The 18227-nt window shown below is 61.1% G+C and carries 15 protein-coding genes; 5 read left to right on the top strand and 10 right to left on the bottom strand.

The genetic code is table 11. The features are described 5' to 3' along the window. The first annotated feature begins 1 nt into the window (after position 1). Genes kdpB through KJB29_RS15615 form a run of 4 tightly spaced genes read left to right on the top strand, consistent with a single transcriptional unit; the run spans position 2 to position 6030 of the window. Positions 2–2071: a potassium-transporting ATPase subunit KdpB gene (gene kdpB / locus KJB29_RS15630; RefSeq protein WP_215735334.1), complete on the top strand. Its 2070-nt coding sequence runs from the start codon at positions 2–4 to the stop codon at positions 2069–2071. Between the two features lie 14 nt (positions 2072–2085). Further along, entirely contained in the window at positions 2086–2655 is a 570-nt protein-coding gene (kdpC, locus tag KJB29_RS15625; protein WP_215735333.1) for a potassium-transporting ATPase subunit KdpC, read from the top strand. Next, positions 2652–5318 (top strand): sensor histidine kinase, encoded by a 2667-nt coding sequence (locus tag KJB29_RS15620; protein WP_215735332.1) that lies wholly within the window; start codon positions 2652–2654, stop codon positions 5316–5318. The genes kdpC and KJB29_RS15620 overlap by 4 nt, the downstream gene beginning before the upstream one ends. Positions 5319–5328: 10 nt before the next feature. Further along, complete coding sequence (locus KJB29_RS15615) at positions 5329–6030, top strand: response regulator (RefSeq protein ID WP_215735331.1); 702 nt, start codon at positions 5329–5331, stop codon at positions 6028–6030. Positions 6031–6057: 27 nt separating this feature from the next. On the opposite strand, the gene KJB29_RS15610 is transcribed toward KJB29_RS15615, so the two are convergent. The 9 genes from KJB29_RS15610 to KJB29_RS15575 all read right to left on the bottom strand — a co-directional run bounded on the left by KJB29_RS15610 (position 6058) and on the right by KJB29_RS15575 (position 15730). Continuing rightward, positions 6058–7662 carry an alginate export family protein gene (locus tag KJB29_RS15610; RefSeq protein WP_215735330.1) on the bottom strand — a complete coding sequence of 535 codons (1605 nt, stop codon included), beginning with the start codon at positions 7660–7662 and terminating at the stop codon, positions 6058–6060. A 49-nt stretch (positions 7663–7711) separates the two neighbouring features. After that, positions 7712–8470 (bottom strand): energy-coupling factor ABC transporter ATP-binding protein, encoded by a 759-nt coding sequence (locus tag KJB29_RS15605; RefSeq protein WP_215735329.1) that lies wholly within the window; start codon positions 8468–8470, stop codon positions 7712–7714. After that, complete coding sequence (gene cbiQ, locus KJB29_RS15600; RefSeq protein ID WP_215735328.1) at positions 8467–9279, bottom strand: cobalt ECF transporter T component CbiQ; 813 nt, start codon at positions 9277–9279, stop codon at positions 8467–8469. Before cbiQ ends, KJB29_RS15605 begins: the two co-directional genes overlap by 4 nt. Before the next feature lie 36 nt (positions 9280–9315). After that, positions 9316–10356, bottom strand: a complete 1041-nt coding sequence (locus tag KJB29_RS15595; protein WP_215735327.1) for an energy-coupling factor ABC transporter permease — start codon at positions 10354–10356, stop codon at positions 9316–9318. Between the two features lie 317 nt (positions 10357–10673). Next, positions 10674–11318, bottom strand: coding sequence for a metal-dependent transcriptional regulator (locus KJB29_RS15590; protein WP_215735326.1), 645 nt, complete (start codon positions 11316–11318; stop codon positions 10674–10676). A gap of 41 nt (positions 11319–11359) precedes the next feature. After that, positions 11360–11542 (bottom strand): hypothetical protein, encoded by a 183-nt coding sequence (locus tag KJB29_RS19435; protein ID WP_004512457.1) that lies wholly within the window; start codon positions 11540–11542, stop codon positions 11360–11362. Further along, positions 11539–13530 carry a ferrous iron transport protein B gene (feoB, locus tag KJB29_RS15585; RefSeq protein WP_215735325.1) on the bottom strand — a complete coding sequence of 664 codons (1992 nt, stop codon included), beginning with the start codon at positions 13528–13530 and terminating at the stop codon, positions 11539–11541. Before feoB ends, KJB29_RS19435 begins: the two co-directional genes overlap by 4 nt. A gap of 99 nt (positions 13531–13629) precedes the next feature. Then, on the bottom strand, positions 13630–14061 hold the full coding sequence (locus tag KJB29_RS15580; protein WP_004512455.1) for a Fur family transcriptional regulator: 432 nt from the start codon (positions 14059–14061) through the stop codon (positions 13630–13632). A 115-nt stretch (positions 14062–14176) separates the two neighbouring features. Then, on the bottom strand, positions 14177–15730 hold the full coding sequence (locus KJB29_RS15575; protein WP_215735324.1) for a carotenoid oxygenase family protein: 1554 nt from the start codon (positions 15728–15730) through the stop codon (positions 14177–14179). 81 nt (positions 15731–15811) lie between these two features. Between KJB29_RS15575 and KJB29_RS15570 the strand changes: the two genes are divergently transcribed. Further along, positions 15812–16681, top strand: coding sequence for a GGDEF domain-containing protein (locus KJB29_RS15570; protein ID WP_215735323.1), 870 nt, complete (start codon positions 15812–15814; stop codon positions 16679–16681). 92 nt (positions 16682–16773) lie between these two features. Here the strand turns inward: KJB29_RS15570 and KJB29_RS15565 are convergent, their stop codons facing one another. After that, on the bottom strand, positions 16774–17946 hold the full coding sequence (locus KJB29_RS15565; protein ID WP_215735322.1) for an L-dopachrome tautomerase-related protein: 1173 nt from the start codon (positions 17944–17946) through the stop codon (positions 16774–16776). Positions 17947–18227 lie beyond the last annotated feature (281 nt).

Below are 18227 nucleotides of genomic sequence, written 5' to 3'. Positions count from 1 at the left end.
CATGTCGATACACAAGCCTGACCCGATCTCCATCTTCGACAGCCGGATCATGAAACCCGCGCTGATCGAATCCTTCAAGAAGCTCGATCCCCGCCAACTGTGGCGCAACCCGGTCATGTTCTGCGTGGAGATTGCCAGCGTTATCACGCTGGTAACCTTCATGATGTCACTCACCGGCGCTAACAGGGAGCCGGCCTGGTTCACCGGTCTGGTATCAGTCTGGCTCTGGCTGACTGTTATTTTCGCCACCTATTCCGAAGCTCTGGCGGAAGGGCGCGGCAAGGCGCGGGCCGCGTCGCTGCGCAAGACCCGCACCGAAGTGACGGCCAAACGACTCAGCAAACCGGCATTCGGTGACAACTTCACCCTGATCGGCGCCAACCAGCTCCGCAAGGATGACTTCATCCTGGTTGAGGCGGGAGAACTGATCGCCGGCGACGGTGACGTGGTGGCCGGGGCGGCCCTGGTGAACGAGTCGGCCGTGACCGGCGAGTCGGCCCCGGTGGTGCGCGAATCGGGGGGCGATCGGAGCGCGGTCACCGGCGGCACCACGGTCATTGCCAACTCGATCATCGTCAGGATCACCGCCAATCCGGGGGAGACCTTCCTGGACCGGATGATCTCCCTGATCGAGGGGGCCAAGCGGCGCAAGACCCCCAACGAGATCGCCCTGGAGGTGCTCCTGATCGCCCTGACCCTGGTTTTTCTCCTCGTCTGCGCCAACATCAGCCCCCTCTCCATGTACAGCGTCAGGGCTGCCGGCCAGGGGTCCCCGGTGTCGCTGACCGTCCTGACCGCCCTATTCGTCTGCCTGGCGCCCACTACTATCGCCGCGCTCCTCCCTGCCATCGGCATTGCCGGCATGGACCGGCTATTCCAGAAAAACGTCATCGCATTGTCGGGGCGGGCCATCGAGGCGGCCGGCGACGTGAACGTGCTCCTCCTGGACAAAACCGGCACCATCACCCTCGGTAACCGTGAGGCGGTGGCTTTTGTCCCGGTCGGTGGGCACAGCGAACAGGAACTGGCCGAGGCGGCCCTGATGGCGTCGCTCACCGACGAGACTCCTGAAGGGCGGAGCATTGTGGCGCTGGCGAAGCAGAAGCACAGTCTGAAAAGTGACGCGCTCCACCCCGATGCGGAAACCATCACTTTCAGCGCCGAAACCCGCCTGTCCGGTGTCGACACGGGCGGCAACCAATACCGCAAGGGAGCTGCCGACTCGACGGTTGCCTTTGTCAGAACCCTGGGTGCAAGGGCCATCCCCGGCGAACTGGCGGATGTGGTCGACAGGATCGCCCGGGCCGGGGCAACCCCGCTCGTGGTCAGTTGCGACGCCGAGATCCTCGGAGTGGTGAGCCTGAAGGACATCATCAAGGGTGGCATCCAGGAGAGGTTCCAGCAGTTGCGGAACATGGGGATCAAGACCGTGATGATCACCGGCGACAACCCCCTCACCGCTGCCGCCATCGCGGCCGAGGCCCAGGTGGACGATTTTCTGGCCCAGGCCAAGCCGGAGGACAAGCTGCGCCTGATCAAGGAAAACCAGGAGGCCGGCTACATGGTGGCCATGACCGGCGACGGCACCAACGACGCCCCGGCCCTGGCCCAGGCGGATGTGGCGGTGGCCATGAACACCGGCACCCAGCCGGCCCGGGAGGCGGCCAACATCATCGACCTGGACAGCAACCCCACCAAGCTGCTGGACATCGTCGAGGTGGGGAAGCAGATCCTCATGACCCGTGGGAACCTGACCACCTTCAGCATCTCCAACGATGTGGCCAAGTACTTTGCCATCATCCCGGCCATGCTCCTCTCCATCTATCCCCAGTTGGAAGTGCTGAACATCATGCACCTGGCCACCCCCCTGAGCGCGATCCTCTCGGCGGTCATCTTCAATGCGATCATCATCCCGCTCCTGGTCCCCCTGGCCCTCAGGGGAACCAAGTTCCGCCCCATGCCGGCCGAAAAACTCCTGATCCACAACCTCCTCATCTACGGGGCCGGAGGGATCATCGCGCCGTTCGTGGGGATAAAGGGGATCGACCTGGTGATCGGGATGTTTGCATAAGGAAAGGGGAAACCATGAACGACATAAAACCGGCTATTATGATGGTAGTCGTCTTTACCATCATCTGCGGCGGCATCTATCCGGCGGTGGTTACCGGGATTGCCCAGGCCGTATTTCCAAAAGAGGCCACAGGGAGCTTCATCACCGACACACGGGGCCGCGAGATCGGATCGGCACTCATCGGCCAGCCTTTCTCCGATTCGAAGTATTTCTGGCCCCGCCCGTCGGCAACCACTGACTTCGGCTACAACCCGGCCGCTTCCGGCGGCTCCAACTCCGGTCCGACCAATCCTGACTACCTGAAGACAGTGGCCGACCGGGTCAAGGCACTCAAAGCTACGGGCATCTCCCCCGAGATCCCGGCCGACCTGGTTCAGGCCTCGGCCAGCGGCCTCGATCCCCATATCTCGCCGGAAGCGGCAAGCGTGCAGATTCCCCGGGTCGCCAGGGAACGGGGCATGAAGGCTGACGAGGTGAGGAGGCTCGTATCCGGCCACACCGAAGACCGTCAATTCGGAATTTTTGGAAATCCGCGGGTGAATGTGCTTGCATTGAATCTGGCATTGGATAGATTGGCCCCATGACCGATATCAACAACGAAAAACGCCCCTCGCCGGAGGCGCTTTTGAGACTCGCCCAGGAGGAAGAGGCTCAAGCGGAACGGGGAAGGCTGAAGATCTTTCTCGGCTACGCAGCCGGTGTCGGAAAGACCTACGCCATGCTGGAGGCGGCCCGCCAGCGGAAAGGGGAAGGCCGGGACGTGGTGGCCGCGTACGTGGAGTCCCACGGCCGGGCCGAAACCGATGCGCTTCTCGAAGGGGTGGAGATCATCCCACCGGCACTCATCGAATACCAGGGGGTCACGCTTCGCGAAGTGGACGTGGATGCGTTGCTGGCCCGCAAACCACACCTCGCCCTGGTGGACGAACTGGCCCACACCAATGCCCCCGGCTCACGGCACGAGAAGCGCTGGCAGGATGTGGAGGAACTCCTGGCGGCCGGCATCAACGTCTACACCACGGTCAACGTCCAGCACTTCGAGAGCCTGAACGACGTAGTTGTGCAGATCACTGGCATTGCGGTGCGGGAAACCGTCCCTGACAGCCTCCTGGACCAGGCGACGGAGATCCGGCTCGTGGACATCCCGCCGGAGGATCTTTTGCAGCGCCTGCGCGAAGGAAAGGTTTACGTACCGGAGCAGGCCGCGTTTGCCACGGAGAAGTTCTTCCGGCCCGGCAACCTGATTGCCCTGCGGGAGCTGTCCCTTCGCCGCGCCGCCTCCCGCGTGGACGAGGAGATGCGGGCCTACATGGAGTCACGGGCGATTCCGGGGCCCTGGCCGGCGGCCGAGCGGCTCCTGGTGAGCGTCAGCGGCAGCCCGTACAGCGAGCGGCTGATCCGTACCACCCGCCGCCTGGCGGATGAACTGAAGGCCCCCTGGTTCACGGTCTACGTGGAGACTCCCGGCGGCGGGCGGCAGGAGCAGGAAAACCGGAAACGGGTCTGGAAGGATCTCCGCCTGGCAGAAAGCCTCGGCGCCCACGTTGCCACTCTAACCGCCACGTCGGTGGCGGATGCAATCATCGACTACGCCCGCAGCCACAACGTCACCCAGATCGTGGTCGGCAAGCCGGCCAAGCCGCGCTGGCGCGAGCTCCTGCGCCTTCCCCTTGTCGACCAGATTATCCGCCTGAGCGGCGCCATCGATGTGCACGTCGTCAGCTTCGAACCGGCCGGAGCCAAAAAGGGACCGGTAATCTCCAGACAGAGAAGGCCGATTTCCCTCACCGGATACATGGCGAGCCTGGCCCTGGTCGCCGCTACTACCCTGGTTTGCCTCCTCAGCCGCCCATTCCTCGCGCCGACCAACATGGTCATGATCTACCTGCTGGCGGTGGTTCTGGCCGCACTGCGGCTCGGCCTCAAGCCGGCAATCCTTACGGCCTTTCTGGGTGTCCTGGCCTTCGACTTCTTCTTCGTGCCGCCACGCTTGACCTTTGCCGTGGCAGACACCCAGTATCTCATCACCTTTGTCGCGCTCTTCACTGTCGGGGTGGTCATCAGCACCCTCGTCTCCAAGGCGCGCGAACGGGCAGAAGCTGTGCGGGAACGGGAGGTGCAGACCGCGGCCCTCTACTACCTGAGCCGCGACCTGGCCGCCGCCGCCGACATCGAAACCCTCGTGCAGGCTGTAGTCAGAAACATCGGCGAGTCACTTGCCGCCGCATCTACCGTGCTCCTCCCCAAAGGGGACCGGCTCGAAGTTGCTGCCGCGAGCAAAGGGCTCAAACCCGACGTAAAGGAGATGGCAGTGGCCGACTGGGCGTTTCGCAACCGGCAACCGGCGGGACAGGGGACCGAAACACTCGTCTCGGCAGGTCTCCTTTATCTTCCGCTCCAGACATCGGGGAATATCCTCGGGGTACTGGGGATCAGGCTGAAGAACGTTGCCGATTATCGGTCTACCCAGCCCCGTCGGCTCCTCGACGCCTTTGTCACCCAGACCGCCATGGCGCTGGAGCGGGTCCAGCTCTCCCGGCAGGCCGAGCAGACCCAGATCCTCCAGGCCCGGGAAACCCTCGAACGTGCCCTTCTCAATTCCATTTCCCACGACCTGCGTACTCCTCTCGTTTCCATAACCGGCGCCCTGGACACCCTGCGGGAAAAGGTGCATACCCTGGCCGATGTAGCCCGGATGGAGCTTCTCGACACCGCATGGGAAGAGGCGGAGCGGCTGAACCGCTTCGTCGGCAATCTCCTCGACATGACCCGTTTGGAGGCCGGGGCGCTCAAGGTGAAGAAGGAGCTGTGCGATGTTCAGGATCTGGTCGGATGCGCTCTGGCTGCTCTCGAACGGCGGATCGGAGGGCGGCAGGTCGATGTACATCTTCCCCCCGATCTGCCGCTCGTCAGGATGGACATGGTCCTGATGACCCAGGTGCTGGCAAATCTGCTTGATAATGCGTTAAAGTACTCGCCACCGGAAAGCGGCATAGAGATATCTGTTCGTGTGAATGACGGGAGGCTCGAAATGGAGGTGGCCGACCACGGTCCCGGAATTCCCGAACAGGACCTGAAGAGGGTATTCGACAAGTTCTACCGGATCCCGATCCCGGAAGGGTCACGGGGGACCGGCCTTGGTCTCTCAATCTGCAAGGGGATTGTCGAGGCTCACGGCGGCGCCATCCGGGCCGAAAACCGAACACGTGGCGGATTGAGAGTAATCGTCACGCTAACGATCAAATAGGGGAGAAAAGATGCCGAAGGAAAACCGTCTACCGCGGATACTCATAGTCGATGACGAACTGGCGATACGGCGCTTCCTCTGCACCGCCCTCGATACCGGGGAGTTTTCCCTCCAGCAAGCGGAAAACGGACATGCGGCGCTGGCGGCTGCGGTTGCAACGAAGCCGGACGTGATCCTCCTCGACCTGGGGCTGCCGGATATGGACGGGGTTGAGGTCATCCGACGGATACGGGAGTGGTCGCAGGTGCCGATCATCGTCCTTTCCGTGCGGGAGCGGGAGGACGACAAGGTGGCGGCGCTGGATGCCGGGGCGGACGACTACCTGACCAAGCCATTCGGCGTCGCGGAGCTTGTGGCCCGGATTCGCGCGGCACTGCGGCGCGCCCTGCAACAGGTGCCGGAACCCATCTTCCGTTCCGCAAACCTGGAGGTGGACCTGGCGCGCCGGCGGGTAACGGTCGACGGCAGCGAGTCCCAGCTCACCCCCACCGAGTACGAACTGCTGCGCCTCCTGGTGGTCCATGCGGGAAAGGTCCTCACCCACAGCCAGATCCTCCGGCAGATCTGGGGGGTCTCCCACCTTGAGCAACCCCACGTGCTGCGGGTGAACATCAGCAACCTGCGCCGCAAAATAGAAATGGACCCCTCCCGTCCGCGCCACATCCTCACCGAACCCGGAGTAGGCTACCGGCTCCGGAGCGACGGCAGTTGATTTTTCCCCGCCCCCTCCGGGCGTCTGCTATTTTTTCGCCGGCGCCTTCGACTTCTGATGGGCCAGGTCGAACTGGAGCATCAGGTAGCCATAATGGATGTCGTCGCCGCTCCCCGCGGCGTCGCGAAAGAACTTCCCAGTAAAGAAGTGGTCGTAACCGGCAACGAGCGAGAGGTTGCCGTTCACCGCATAGGTCAGGGTAAAATCGGTCTCCAGGCCGATGCTGCGGCTGAATCCCTCCTCCACGTGGTTGGCAAGGAAGTAGCGCCCCGTGGCGGAGAGGTTCAGTTCCTTCGTGAGGTCGATTCCCCACCCGATGGTGTAAATCTGGAGGCCGCTGGCATGGTGGTCGCCGACATCGTAACCGAAGCCGCCGATGACTTTCATGTCTCCGAACAGCGGCGTATCGTTGGTCGGATTGCTGAACTCCTTCCGGGACGACACACCCGTGGCCGCTTCTCCGTCGCCGGAACCGACGGCGTAGCTCAGGAAAAAGTGGCTATGGAAGCCGGCCATGGAGACATCCATGCCCAGGTCCGCATGGCCGCCGTAGGCCTGGATGCTCTCGTTCCCGCCGGTGTTCGGATTGAAGAGGCGGCCGGTCTGGTAGACCGGCTCCACCTCAAGGGTTGCCGACCCCAGCGCTGCCGTTCCCCGCACTCCCCAGGTGTTCCGGTGTTCGCCCGCGTGATGGTCCCCGGAGCCGGTATCCCGGAAACCGTACGCCTCGATGGCATTCCCTTCCGAAAAGGTCCACGTGGCGTACCCGCCCGCCAGATTCCCCTTCACCCCATCGGAGAAGGGGGTCGCATACCAGCCCCCCAGGAGGTCCACCGTCAATTGCTCCATGGGCTTCACCCGCAGCCTCAGCGCGTCGAACGTGAGGCCGTCCATGAAGGCATCGCTCCCCAGGATAAAGGTGCTGCCGTACACGAATTCCTGACGGCCAACCTTGAGGGCCAACCGTTCGGAGTCCGGCACCCTCGCTTCCACAAACCCTTGATACAGGGAAAGCTTGCCATGCTCCTGGTTCCCCCCCTTGTAGCCGAACCCCTGGCCTTCCGCATGGAAGTCGAGGTAATCGGTCGGATGCCAGTAAGCGTAGGGCTTTACCCGATAGAGGAAGCGTCCCTCGCCGTGGCGGGGAGCGTAACTGAAGTCGGGAAGCCGGAAGTTGCCGACCCCCTCTCCCCGCAGAAAGCCGTTGACTCCGATCTTGTACTCGAACGCCGGCAGTTCGGGCTTGGCGAGGATCGCCTCGATGGCCTCCCGCCGCGTCAGGTACCCCTCATACTTTGGCAACTCGTCCTTCAACGCCTCGTGAAGGGCCGCAATCCGGTCCAGATCTCCCCGGTCCACCGCGTCTTTTCCCTTCAGGTCGCACTGCCTGACGACCTTCTCCATGACGTAGAGGAGATAGTGCGCCAGTTCGCCTCGTGAAATGGGCTTCCCTTCCACCAGTACCGAATCCGGGAGCTTTTTTTCCGCGTCATACTTTTTTGCCAGTTCCCCTATTTGCTTGCATGACCAGTGGCCGACCGGCACCTGTTCGGGAATTTCGTCGGCGGCAAAGGCAGGATTCCAGCAGAAGGCATGGACCGTCAGAGACAGAAAAAACAGGGTTCTTCTCATCGGCGATTTCCTTTCCAGCTTATTAACCACTTTCCATAGGGGAGCGGTGCTATCGCCCCCCAGTGCCGCAGACCGGACACCCCTGCATGGAAAAGGGGGGCTCCAGGCGGCATGCTGCCAGGAGTTCCGCGTTGCGGAAAATCTCCCGGGGCGGGCCGTCGGCCGCCACCACGCCCTCCCTGAGGACGATGGTCCGCTCGCAGAGCTCCAGCACCATGTCCAGATCGTGGCTCGTGAATATCTTCGTATGCCTGAACTCGCGGAGAAGCCCCATGAGCTGGCGCCGCGCAAAGGGGTCGAGCCCCGCCGTGGGCTCGTCCATGACCAGGATATCCGGCGACATGGAGAGGACCGTGGCGATGGCGGCCCGCTTCTTCTCCCCCCCCGAGAGCCGGTAGGGGGGCTTGTCCCGCAGGTGCCCGGCGCCGACCCGGGCAAGGGACTCCGCCACCCGCCGCTCCACTTCGTGGGGAGGAAGCCCCAGGTTGAGGGGGCCGAAGGCGACGTCCTCTCCCACCGTCGGCATGAAAAGCTGATCGTCCGGGTCCTGGAAAACCATGCCCACGGTCCGCCGCACCTCATTGAGGGTCGTGCGGACCACCGGGGTATCGCCGATCCGGACCTCCCCCGCCGTGGGTGGCAGGTAACCATTGAGGTGAAGGAGGAGCGTCGATTTTCCGGCGCCGTTGGCGCCGATCACCGCCACCGATTCTCCGTGGTGAATCGTGAAGGAAACCCCCCGCAGGGCCTCGGTGCCGTCGGGGTAGGAATGGCGAAGGTCCTTGACCTCAACGATATGGTGACTCATCGGAAGACTCCCGTAATCAGCACACCGATCAGGTGCGGCACGTTGACAAAGCGCAGAAGCATGAAGAGAAAACACCAGCCCGCCGTAAAGGCAAGCTCCTGCCGTCCGAAAGAGCTCTCGCGCCGGGTATGGAACTCCCCTTGGAACCCCCGGGAAAGCATTGCCATGTGGATCCGCTCGGCCCGGTCCCAGGTGCGCAGAAGGAGACTCCCCACCAGGGAGCCGTAGGCCTTGAGACCCATCCCCCGCCCGGCGAAGGAACGCAGCTCCCTGGCCCGGGACATCCGAATCCCCTCGTCCCCCAGGACGAAGATGTAGCGGTAGAGGAAGAGAAGCTGCACCACGAATGCCCGGGGAACCCCGAACCGCTGAAGCGCCCGGCAGACTCCGGCGAAGCCGGTCACGGCCACGAGCACCACGGCGGCCCCCACCGTAAGCGCTGCCCGGAGGATGATCGATGCAAACGACACCCATCCCCCGGAGACCGCCAGGGAGCCGAAAGAGAGGAGCGGTTCCCGGTCGAACAGCGGATTGAAGAGCCCCACCAGGGCGGCAAAGGGGAGGACCAGCAGGAGTTTGCGGACCACGATCCCCGGAGGAAGTCCGCTCACGGCAACCATCACCAGCGGAAAGATCGCAAAGGGAATGAGGCCCGAAACCTCGTAGCGGCCGAAGGAAACCACCGCAACGATATAGACGAGGGTCACGAGAACCTTCGCCCGGGGATCGAGCCGGTGGATGGCCGAATCGCCGTCGGCCAGGAGGTCGAGGCGGTTCAGGTCGCGGAGTGCCGTTTCAATGTGTGCCATGGGTTGGAACGAAGGGATGGAGCGAGCGCCGCGGAATCACGATGCGACGCGACGACGGAGCAAGAAGCCGACGAGGAAGGCCACCGCCAGGGTCAGGCCTCCGCCGACGATCCCGGCGACCGACGTGCCGAGCCTCTCCTCACCCTCTGACGGGGCACCGCACTGGGCCGCCGGTTCCCTGGCCCCATATGCAGCGGGCTTGGCAAAAGAGTACTCGGGGAGAAATGCAATTTTTTTCTGGAGTGCGGCCAGAGTGCCGTGGACCCCATCACTTGGAGCCGCCAGCTCCCCCTTGCCGGTGACACCCGCAATCGCCCACTCAAGGCCATCAGGGTTCTTTGATGCGTACAAGGAAACGACACCGCCGGTGAGCGCAGCCACAGCGAGAAGCGAAACTACTACCTGTCTGAACCCGAGGCCACCGGTCACGGTCCGGCGCGTCGCCCCGATGATTTCCGGATGGGCCTTGGCCACAAAACCGACCACTGCTGCTGTGACGAGCCCCTCCACAATGCCGATTGCCAGGTGTATCGGCTGCATCAGGAGCACGAAAGAAGAAAAGGGGAGCGCCGAGATTCCCGAAGCTACCGTTTCCAACACCACTGAAAAAGCGCCGAACTGAAGCCCCAGAACCGCCGCCGCAACCGATGCGGTGGTAATTCGCCCCTGCCCGGAGCCGGAAGGGGCAATGACCCGGTAGACAAGGGGATAGGCGATGAAGGCGGGGAAGATACCCAGGTTGACGATGTTGCATCCAAGGGCCAGGAGCCCCCCGTCGGCAAAGAACAGGGCCTGCACCACGAGAACCGAGGCGATGGTGAGAAACGCTGCATGGGGCCCGAGGAGCACCGCCAGCAGGAGCCCGCCCCCCAGGTGACCGCTGGAGCCGGTCCCCGGAATGGTAAAGGTTATCATCTGGGCGGCAAAAACAAAGGCCCCCAGAACCCCCATGAGCGGCACTTTCCGTTCGTCGAGATCCTGGCGCACCTTCCGTGCGCAGCCGGCGATGGTCCCGGCCGTGACCGTCCAGAGCGCGGCGCCCACCGCGGGGGAAATGAGTGCATCCGCCATATGCATGAGATAATCCTCCAACCCTGAAACATCGCCCACGAGTATTACGATTTAAACATCCGTAACACCCTGCGACAACAAAAAAGAACAATTTACGCCGGCGAGGCGGTTATTCGACACAAAGGATAAAAAAACCTGAACCTGACAACATCGGCACACTTCTCGAAAATCCGCAGCAATTCTTCGATCTCCACGGGAAGGCCAGCGAGACTGACTGTATCGAAGCAAAAAACGCGCCGATGTCGGCGCAGTATCGGGAAGGGGCGGAGCTCTCGCTCCGCCCCTTCCCGGGAACCAATGGTGGAAAATGTGGCAAGGGAGAATTACTTCCGCACGTGAATCTCCCGGGCCAGGGCGGTGTCAATGGCGAATTCGGAGTAACCGATCCGGAAGATGTACGACGGGAAGGTCTGCATGAGGTTGATCCGGTTTCCCGGCAGGACCCCCATGGCCATGAGCTTGCGCATCTTGGTGTCGTCCTCGGTGAGGATGTAGGCGATGTCCCCCTCCTCCCCTGCCTTGAGCTCTGTCAGGGGGACGACGCCGAGATCGCCGCTTTTCCTGGCCGTGTCGCAGCAGTCACCGGGTGGAATGGGCTTGCCGTGGGGGCATGTGAGCGGGTGGTTGAGCATGGTGCAGACCTTGGCGTCCACCTCCTCGTGGAGCAGGTGCTCGAACTCGCACGCCTTGGCCTCGGCGCTGTCGCCGCGGATGTTGAACACATCCATCATGAGGCGCTCGGCGAGCCGGTGGCGCCGCACCGTCCGCTTCCCCTCGTCTTTCCCCTCGGGACGCAGGTAGACGCGGCCGTCCCGCACCTCGATAAAGGCCAGGGAAGACAGTTCTTTGTAAGCGGGGTCGTCGGGCGCGACCGTAATTGTCTCCGTGTCGAGGTGGGGCTTCCCCTCCTCCTCGCAGGCTACCCAGAGGGCTTCGAGGATCTCTTCCGCTTTTTCGGACAGTTTCATGGTCTCTCCTTTATCGATGCACACATGGTGACAGTTTGATTCTATCGCGTTTTCCCATCTTTTTTCAGAATGCCCTTCAATGCCTTGAGCACTTTCGGCTCGGGGGGGTTCTCGTAGAAACACTTCGGACAGCGCACGGACCGGCAGGTTTTCCCGCACCGCCCGCATCCCCTGATCCCCTCTTCCTCCGGGAACTCATGACCGCAGAAGCCGCAGCGAATCATAGGATCCCCGTCACCAGGAGGAGTTTGTTCAGCAGGTAGCCGCTCCCAAAGGCCACCACCGAGATGAAGACCGCCAGGATGGTGGCAACCTTTGTGCCGCGCTCTTTCTTCATCATCAGGAACTGGGCCACGCACGGGACGAAGAGGGTGAGGGTCACGGCCGCCACCACCAGTTGCCGGCCATCCATGAGCCCCTTGGTCTGGAGGTCATAGAGGCCGGCCGCGCCGTAGTCGCGCCGGAAGAAGCCAAAGATGAAAGCGACCGCCGCCTCTTTCGGAAGCCCGATGGTCGCCATGGCCGGCTCCATCCACGCCACGAGCTTCTCGAAAAAATGGGTGACCTTGCCGAGCCACAGCATCACCGACGCGAAGATGAAGAGCGGGAGGATCTCCATGAAATACCACTGCATCCGGGTGTAGGTCTTGGTCATGACGTTGGAGAACTGGGGGAGCCGCATGGGGGGAAGCTCCATGTAGAACATGGGGGTCTCGCCCGGCATGATCCGGGCCGACAGGAGCCCGATCACCAGGAAGATGACCAGGAGGCAGACTCCCCAGACCGCCAGGGCTCCCGGCGTCTTGGAAAGGAGCGCCATGATGACCCCCAACTGGGCCGAGCAGGGGATGGCCAAGGCCAGGAGCACCGTGGCGATGATCCGCTCCCGCACCGTTTCCAGGGTCCGGGTGACCATGGTGGCCATGGTGTCGCAGCCGAAGCCGAGGACCATGGGGATCACCGCCCGTCCCGTAAGGCCGATCTTCTTGAAGAGCCGGTCCACCAGCAGGGCGAGCCGCGGAAAGTAGCCGCTGTCCTCAAGGATTGAGAAAAAGAGGAAGAAGGTGGCGACGATGGGAAGGATGATCCCCACGGCGTACCGCAGCCCCAGGGTGATGACGCCGTACTCTCCCACGAACAGCTCCTGGAGGATTTCCCACGGCAAGATACCCTTGACGACCCCGGTTATCCACGGGTTGAAATATTCCTCAAAGAGGGTCCCTTCGAGAAAATCCACCAGGGTGCCGGCGCCGAAAACGCCGACGAACTGATAGAGTCCATAATAGAGAGTCACAAACAGGAGCGGAACGCCGGTAATCGGGTGGACCGCCCAGGAGGAGAGCCGCTCCCCGAAGGTGATGCGCCGTTTGTCCGGAAATGCGGTGACCCCCGCCAGGAGTCCCTTCACGATACCCTTCCGTTCGAGGGAGAGATCAAGGTGGAACGACTCCCGCCGCTCGAAGATCTTCTCCTTCACCTGCTCGGCGATGAGCGGCGCCTGCGCGCCTTCCTGTTCCGCCACGAGCCTGGCGATCTCCTCATCCCGCTGGAGGAGCAGGAGCGCCAGGGACTTCTTCGACAGGGTGTAGTCACCGTGCAAAAGTTCGGCAATAGCGGCGATATCCCCCTCCATGCGACGGCTGTACCCGAACGTCGCGTGGCGGCCGGCGTCGTAGGAGGCGATGGCCTCACGAATCTCGGGAAGCCCCCGTTTCTTGGCCGTGGCGGCACCGATGACCGGAATCCCCAGCTTCTCCTGCAGGAGCGGAATATCGATGGAGAGCCCCATCCGCTCGGCTTCGTCCATGATGTTCACCACCAGAACCACCGGGAGCCCCGCCTCCACGAGCTGTATGGTCATGGCCAGCATCCGCTCCAGGTTCCGCGCATCGAGGACATGAAGCACCACGTCGGGCCGCTCACCCAGGAGGATCTCCCGCGCAACTCGCTCCTCTTCGGTTATGGGAAGGATGGAGTACATGCCGGGAGTATCGATGATCTCGTACTGCTCCCCCTCGATGGTGGTGGAGCCGCGGGATACCTCCACCGACGTCCCGGGATAGTTGGAAACCGCCACGTAGGCGCCCGTAAGGGCATTGAAGAGAACACTCTTCCCCACGTTGGGGTTCCCCACCAGTGCCACTCTCTTCCCTCCCGCGGTCGATGCGTTAGCGCTGTCGTGGCAGGAAGGCTTGCGCTTGAATATTCCCATCTATGGTCACTCCTTCATGAAATTATGCTGTTGATATTCACTTTCAATCATGCGAGCAAAAAAAGACACGACAGAAATTTTCCGTCGCGTACGAACGGACTACGAACGGCATTTCGCGCAGAGGCCGTAGAGTTCCAGCTTGTGGTGCTTGATGAGAAAGTTGTGGGCCGCCGCCACCTCATCCTGGAGCTTTTCGATGCTCTCGTTCTCAAACTCGATGATGGTGCCGCATCCCGTGCATACCAGGTGGTCGTGGTGCTCCCCCTCCGAGACGTGCTCGTAGCGGGTCTGGCCGTCGCCGAAGTGGATCTCCCGGGCGATTCCCGACTCGGCGAAGAGCTTCAGGGTGCGATAGACCGTGGCGTAGCCGATGTTGGGATGCTTGGCCCTGAGCTTAAGGTACAGTTCCTCGATGCTCAGGTGCCGGTCGGAGGAAAGAAAGGCGTCGAGGATGATGTCGCGCTGGCGGGTCGACTTGAGACCCTGCCTGGCAATATAGTCCTGGAATATTTTCTGTTTCACCCGTTTCATTTCCGCTCCGAGCTGAAAGTGATTTTCAATATAGGACACGGACACGCATTCTGTCAATCTCTTTCTGCATGTAAATTCCGGAACCGTCGCGAACTCCTTTAATATCCCCTGATGATTAAACGGGTGAAAGATGCCACCAACCATGGTAGCTGAAAGGAACGTGATGGGTAAGATGGGCAATGGCAAGGGGGCCGTCGGCAACCCTTTCCGCGTCCAAGATGGCAAGAAAGCTTTTTCGGGTATGGCTGTCGTAGACCTCCGTCAGGAGCCACCCCTCTCCGGCGGATTGGCTTGCGTCCCCAGATGTTCCCGGTTTAGGCACGAAGACCGCTTCGGTGCAGTATTTCCCCCGTCCGAAAGAATATTCGGCGGTGGTTCCGCTCAGGAAATCGACGCGCATGACAATGGACCAGAAGAACTCGCCGGGAAGGCACTTCACCGCGTAACCAAAGCGATGGCGACGGCAGCGGAGGCGTTCGTCGATGCGTGGCCACTCGCAGCTTCCCGGGTTCAGGGTCTCCCGACGAACCATGCAACGGACGGGGTCGATCCGGTACCGCATGATCTCTCCGGGAAATTCGTAGTGTCCCCGGCGCCCTTCCATGACGGCGGAGATGACCGGATCATCCCCCACGAAGTGGTCCGGATTGCGGTAGCCGATGAAGTCGGCAACGGTTTCGCCTCCCTCCTCATAGGCGTTGAAGGAATGCCACATGTAACACGCCTCGGTCTCCACCAGGCGCGGCTTCCCCTCCCCTTCCCGTTCGACGATCATCAGCAGGTTCCCCCATTCCGGCCGCCAGCGAAGCGAGGCAAAAAGGCTTCGAAATCCCAGGAGAAATCCCCAGAATTCGATTTCGACAGGGTGAAGGGAGAGGATAAGGTACCGGCCGGAGACGATCCAGTCATGCATGTACACATAGCGGGGGAGAGGAAACGTCCGGTGTCGCTTCAGACTTCCGTCTGCTGCGAAGGCAGAGAGATGGAGGAGTGGCCTCGGGCCGTACTTCACCCCGAAGTGGAGCCATTCCCCGGTGTGGGGATCAAGCTTGGGATGGGCCGAATAGAAGGCAGTGCCGGGGGTCAGCCCCAGATTCGAAGGACCGGCGGTGGCCAGGGACTCCGGGTCGAGCTCGTACGGAATGTTCCCCTCGTCGAAGGCGTAGAGTTTTCCGCGCCACCAGAAAACTGTTATGCCCGCCTGGTTCGGAACCGACCCCGCCTGCCAGAAATTGCCCCAGAAACCTCCCGGCTTCTGGGTGCTCCACGTGGGATACAGAAAACGGCCGGCGGCCTCTTCGGCCACGAATTTCTCCGTCCGGACGTAGCGGTTGCGGTAGCGGACCCCGCCGTCGCCGATTGTGAAGGACTGCACCATTCCATCCCCGTCCAGCAAAGTCCGCTTGCGCAACCCGCCTCGGTCGAAAAGCGCCGGGCCGTTGCGGTAGAGAGTCCCCCTGAGGGCGGAGGGAATCGTCCCCTCGATGCGCGCCACGTAGTCGTGCTCCTCGCGAAGCGACGTGGCAAGGCCGAGCCAGGGGCGCCCAGAGTCGCCGAAGTCGGGAAAGACCTCCTTTGGTAGAGGCAGATTCCCCGCGCAGCCGGGCAGGGCGAGGGCAAGCCCCCCTGCACCGGCTAGTTTCAGAAAATCACGACGGTTAATGTTCATGGCAGAATCATGAAATAGACGAGATTTATTCCCATCAGTATCAATGGAACGATGGTTCGTTTATTGCTACTATTACCTCATATGGAACATCTTGCCCCATCTCGACTCTACCCCATATTTTACTCCTGGCTTGAAGCGCGATCGAGAACGTTTCACCTGGCGTTCAGCACCATCATACTGGCCGGCCTTGGCTATCTCGACTATCTGACGGGCGATTTCAATTTCACCCTCTTCTATGTGATCCCCATCTTTCTATTTACGTGGTTTGTTGGCAGAAACGCCGGAATTATCGCAAGCATTCTCACCTGCGCCTTAGTTTTCTCTATCAACTTCGAAAACGTTCGCGATAAAGCCGCATCGTCCCACCTCACATGGGATTTTTTCATGAATCTCTTTTTCTATTTCCTGTTAGGTTTCATGTTCCAGATGCTACGTCACAATTTTAACAGAATCAACGAGTTGGCCATGCGCGATCCCTTAACCCAGGCCCTCAACCGGCGTAGTCTTGACGAATTGGCCGAATACGAACTGCGCATCTCCAAGCGCAACCGACGACCCTTTAGTGTTGCCTTTTTCGATCTGGACAACTTCAAGACCGTTAACGACCGGTTCGGCCACGGGGAAGGGGACCGCCTTCTGCGGAAAGTCGTGGAGATTATGGAGAACAATGTTAGGAGCACCGACATGGTGGCACGGATAGGGGGCGACGAGTTTGTCGTTGCCCTGCCTGAGACCGGCGCTGACGAAGCTCCGATAGTGGTAGCAAAACTGCGAGAGTCCCTTAACGCAGCCATGACTGCCGCGGGATGGCCTGTGACCTTCAGTATCGGGGTGGTGACCTGTGTTTGGCCGAATTGTTCGTGGAGCGAAATACTCGGAATGGCCGACGCCCTCATGTACAATGTCAAGGCCCGGACGAAAGACAGTTTCCTGCACAAGATAGTGGACTGAACTCAACTAGGTAAATTGATCTGCCCCATCAACCCCATTCAGACATACCTGATGATTTTCCCCGGCACAAAGGTACTGCCACACCTCCCGTATCACGGGGGAAGCAACCCATCATGTGAAAACGGCATAAGCCACGTCTTAAAAAACTTGTAGGGGATGATCTGCAGATCCTTTCCGTGATTGAAGCGGGGCGCCAGGTTTATCTGTGAATCGGTAACGTAGAGGTAGTTATCGGGAGAGATGGCCAGGGAGTCCGGCCAGTGCAAGCCACCCTGCATAATGGTATTCAGGGTCGGTTCCGACGGCCGGTACAGCTTGACGGCGTTCTCTTCCAGGGCGGTCAGGTAGAGGTTGTCCTGGGCATCCATGAGCATCCCGTCCGCGGCTCCCGTTTCCGCTATCCGCTCCACGTGGCTCTCCAGCTCCTTCTCAGGCAGCGACGGGTCTTTCAGGAAGGAAGTCCTGATGCGATAGAGGGTACGGCCAACCAGAGCGTGGTAGTAGAGGTACTCCCCCCGGCTGTCGAGGGCGATTCCGTCGGCGTGGATCTTGGGCACCGTGCCATCTTCGTTCCGCAACTCCTTTCCTTCGATCACGGGCACGTAACCTGGCTCCGCCTTGGTTGAAGGGTGACCGGAGAGGAGCCTTCGGGCCTTGCCACTCTCCAGGTCGACCACAACGATGGCACCTGACCCCGAATCGGTGATAAAGGCGAAGTTGCCCTCAGGGTCGATCCGCACGTCGTTCAGGTAGCTTTCATGGGGTGCCGCCGCAGAGGCGAAGGGGATTACCCGCTCCACAAGGTCGGTCTTCAAGTTGACCTTCACGAGCTTCGCTCCGCCCGGGACCACCCCTTTGAAGGCAGGGGACGCGGGGTCGAGAATCCAGAGAAAGTCGCTGTGATCAACAAAAACGCTCTGCACGCAGATGAAGTGCGCCTCCGGATGGGCCGTTTCATCGGCCCCCCACCGGTTCCAGCCATGATCGGGATAGGGGCGGAGCGACCCGTCGGGGAGCACCTCGGCCACGGAATAGAGAGGATCCCTGTCCCATCGGGGGAAATTCACGAAAATCCTCCCTTGGCCGGAAACCGCGATCCCCGTTACCTGATCGTGAAAATACGGGTACTCGAACAGCGCCCCTCGCGCCACCGGTACGGCGTTATCGTGGCTGATGGGGTATGTCGCGCAGCCGCCGCTGCACACCAGGATGAAGAGAGCGAGAAGGACAAAGGGATTCCTTGCGTTTCCGGTCTGTTTTGGCATGGTTTCTCCCTCTTTTACCATCCAGACTTGCTGGAGCAGCATGAACAGTGCAATTCAATGTATAGCCCTGATTTCAGGCAAGTCAAATGATCCCCTCGTCAACGGACGGTGTCCCGGGAATACAAAAAAATCTCCACGAAAACATATATATTTTTCCGAATATTTGATAGTATGCGTGCAGGAGGAAAAAACAATGGACGAGTTGTTGATAGCGGGAGGTTTTCTGGCTTTCTGGGTTGTCCTCAACAAGATTATCCTGCCAAGGCTTGGGGTTCCCACCT

This window comes from Geobacter grbiciae (assembly GCF_018531165.1).
Classification (GTDB): Bacteria; Desulfobacterota; Desulfuromonadia; order Geobacterales; family Geobacteraceae; genus Geobacter; species Geobacter metallireducens.
Note: the sequence above shows the minus strand (reverse complement) of the source record. Positions and strands in the feature narration are given on the sequence as shown.

What these genes read in the sequence shown, in the direction of transcription:
- KJB29_RS15570 (WP_215735323.1), top strand. Translation starts at nt 15,812, where the DNA reads ATGGAACATCTTGCCCCATCTCGACTCTACCCCATATTTTACTCCTGG.
- KJB29_RS15620 (WP_215735332.1), top strand. Translation starts at nt 2,652, where the DNA reads ATGACCGATATCAACAACGAAAAACGCCCCTCGCCGGAGGCGCTTTTG.
- KJB29_RS15590 (WP_215735326.1), bottom strand. Translation starts at nt 11,318, where the DNA reads ATGAAACTGTCCGAAAAAGCGGAAGAGATCCTCGAAGCCCTCTGGGTA.
- KJB29_RS15595 (WP_215735327.1), bottom strand. Translation starts at nt 10,356, where the DNA reads ATGCATATGGCGGATGCACTCATTTCCCCCGCGGTGGGCGCCGCGCTC.
- KJB29_RS15610 (WP_215735330.1), bottom strand. Translation starts at nt 7,662, where the DNA reads ATGAGAAGAACCCTGTTTTTTCTGTCTCTGACGGTCCATGCCTTCTGC.
- KJB29_RS15615 (WP_215735331.1), top strand. Translation starts at nt 5,329, where the DNA reads ATGCCGAAGGAAAACCGTCTACCGCGGATACTCATAGTCGATGACGAA.
- kdpB (WP_215735334.1), top strand. Translation starts at nt 2, where the DNA reads ATGTCGATACACAAGCCTGACCCGATCTCCATCTTCGACAGCCGGATC.
- KJB29_RS15565 (WP_215735322.1), bottom strand. Translation starts at nt 17,946, where the DNA reads ATGCCAAAACAGACCGGAAACGCAAGGAATCCCTTTGTCCTTCTCGCT.
- KJB29_RS15605 (WP_215735329.1), bottom strand. Translation starts at nt 8,470, where the DNA reads ATGAGTCACCATATCGTTGAGGTCAAGGACCTTCGCCATTCCTACCCC.
- cbiQ (WP_215735328.1), bottom strand. Translation starts at nt 9,279, where the DNA reads ATGGCACACATTGAAACGGCACTCCGCGACCTGAACCGCCTCGACCTC.
- KJB29_RS15575 (WP_215735324.1), bottom strand. Translation starts at nt 15,730, where the DNA reads ATGAACATTAACCGTCGTGATTTTCTGAAACTAGCCGGTGCAGGGGGG.
- KJB29_RS15580 (WP_004512455.1), bottom strand. Translation starts at nt 14,061, where the DNA reads ATGAAACGGGTGAAACAGAAAATATTCCAGGACTATATTGCCAGGCAG.
- kdpC (WP_215735333.1), top strand. Translation starts at nt 2,086, where the DNA reads ATGAACGACATAAAACCGGCTATTATGATGGTAGTCGTCTTTACCATC.
- feoB (WP_215735325.1), bottom strand. Translation starts at nt 13,530, where the DNA reads ATGGGAATATTCAAGCGCAAGCCTTCCTGCCACGACAGCGCTAACGCA.
- KJB29_RS19435 (WP_004512457.1), bottom strand. Translation starts at nt 11,542, where the DNA reads ATGATTCGCTGCGGCTTCTGCGGTCATGAGTTCCCGGAGGAAGAGGGG.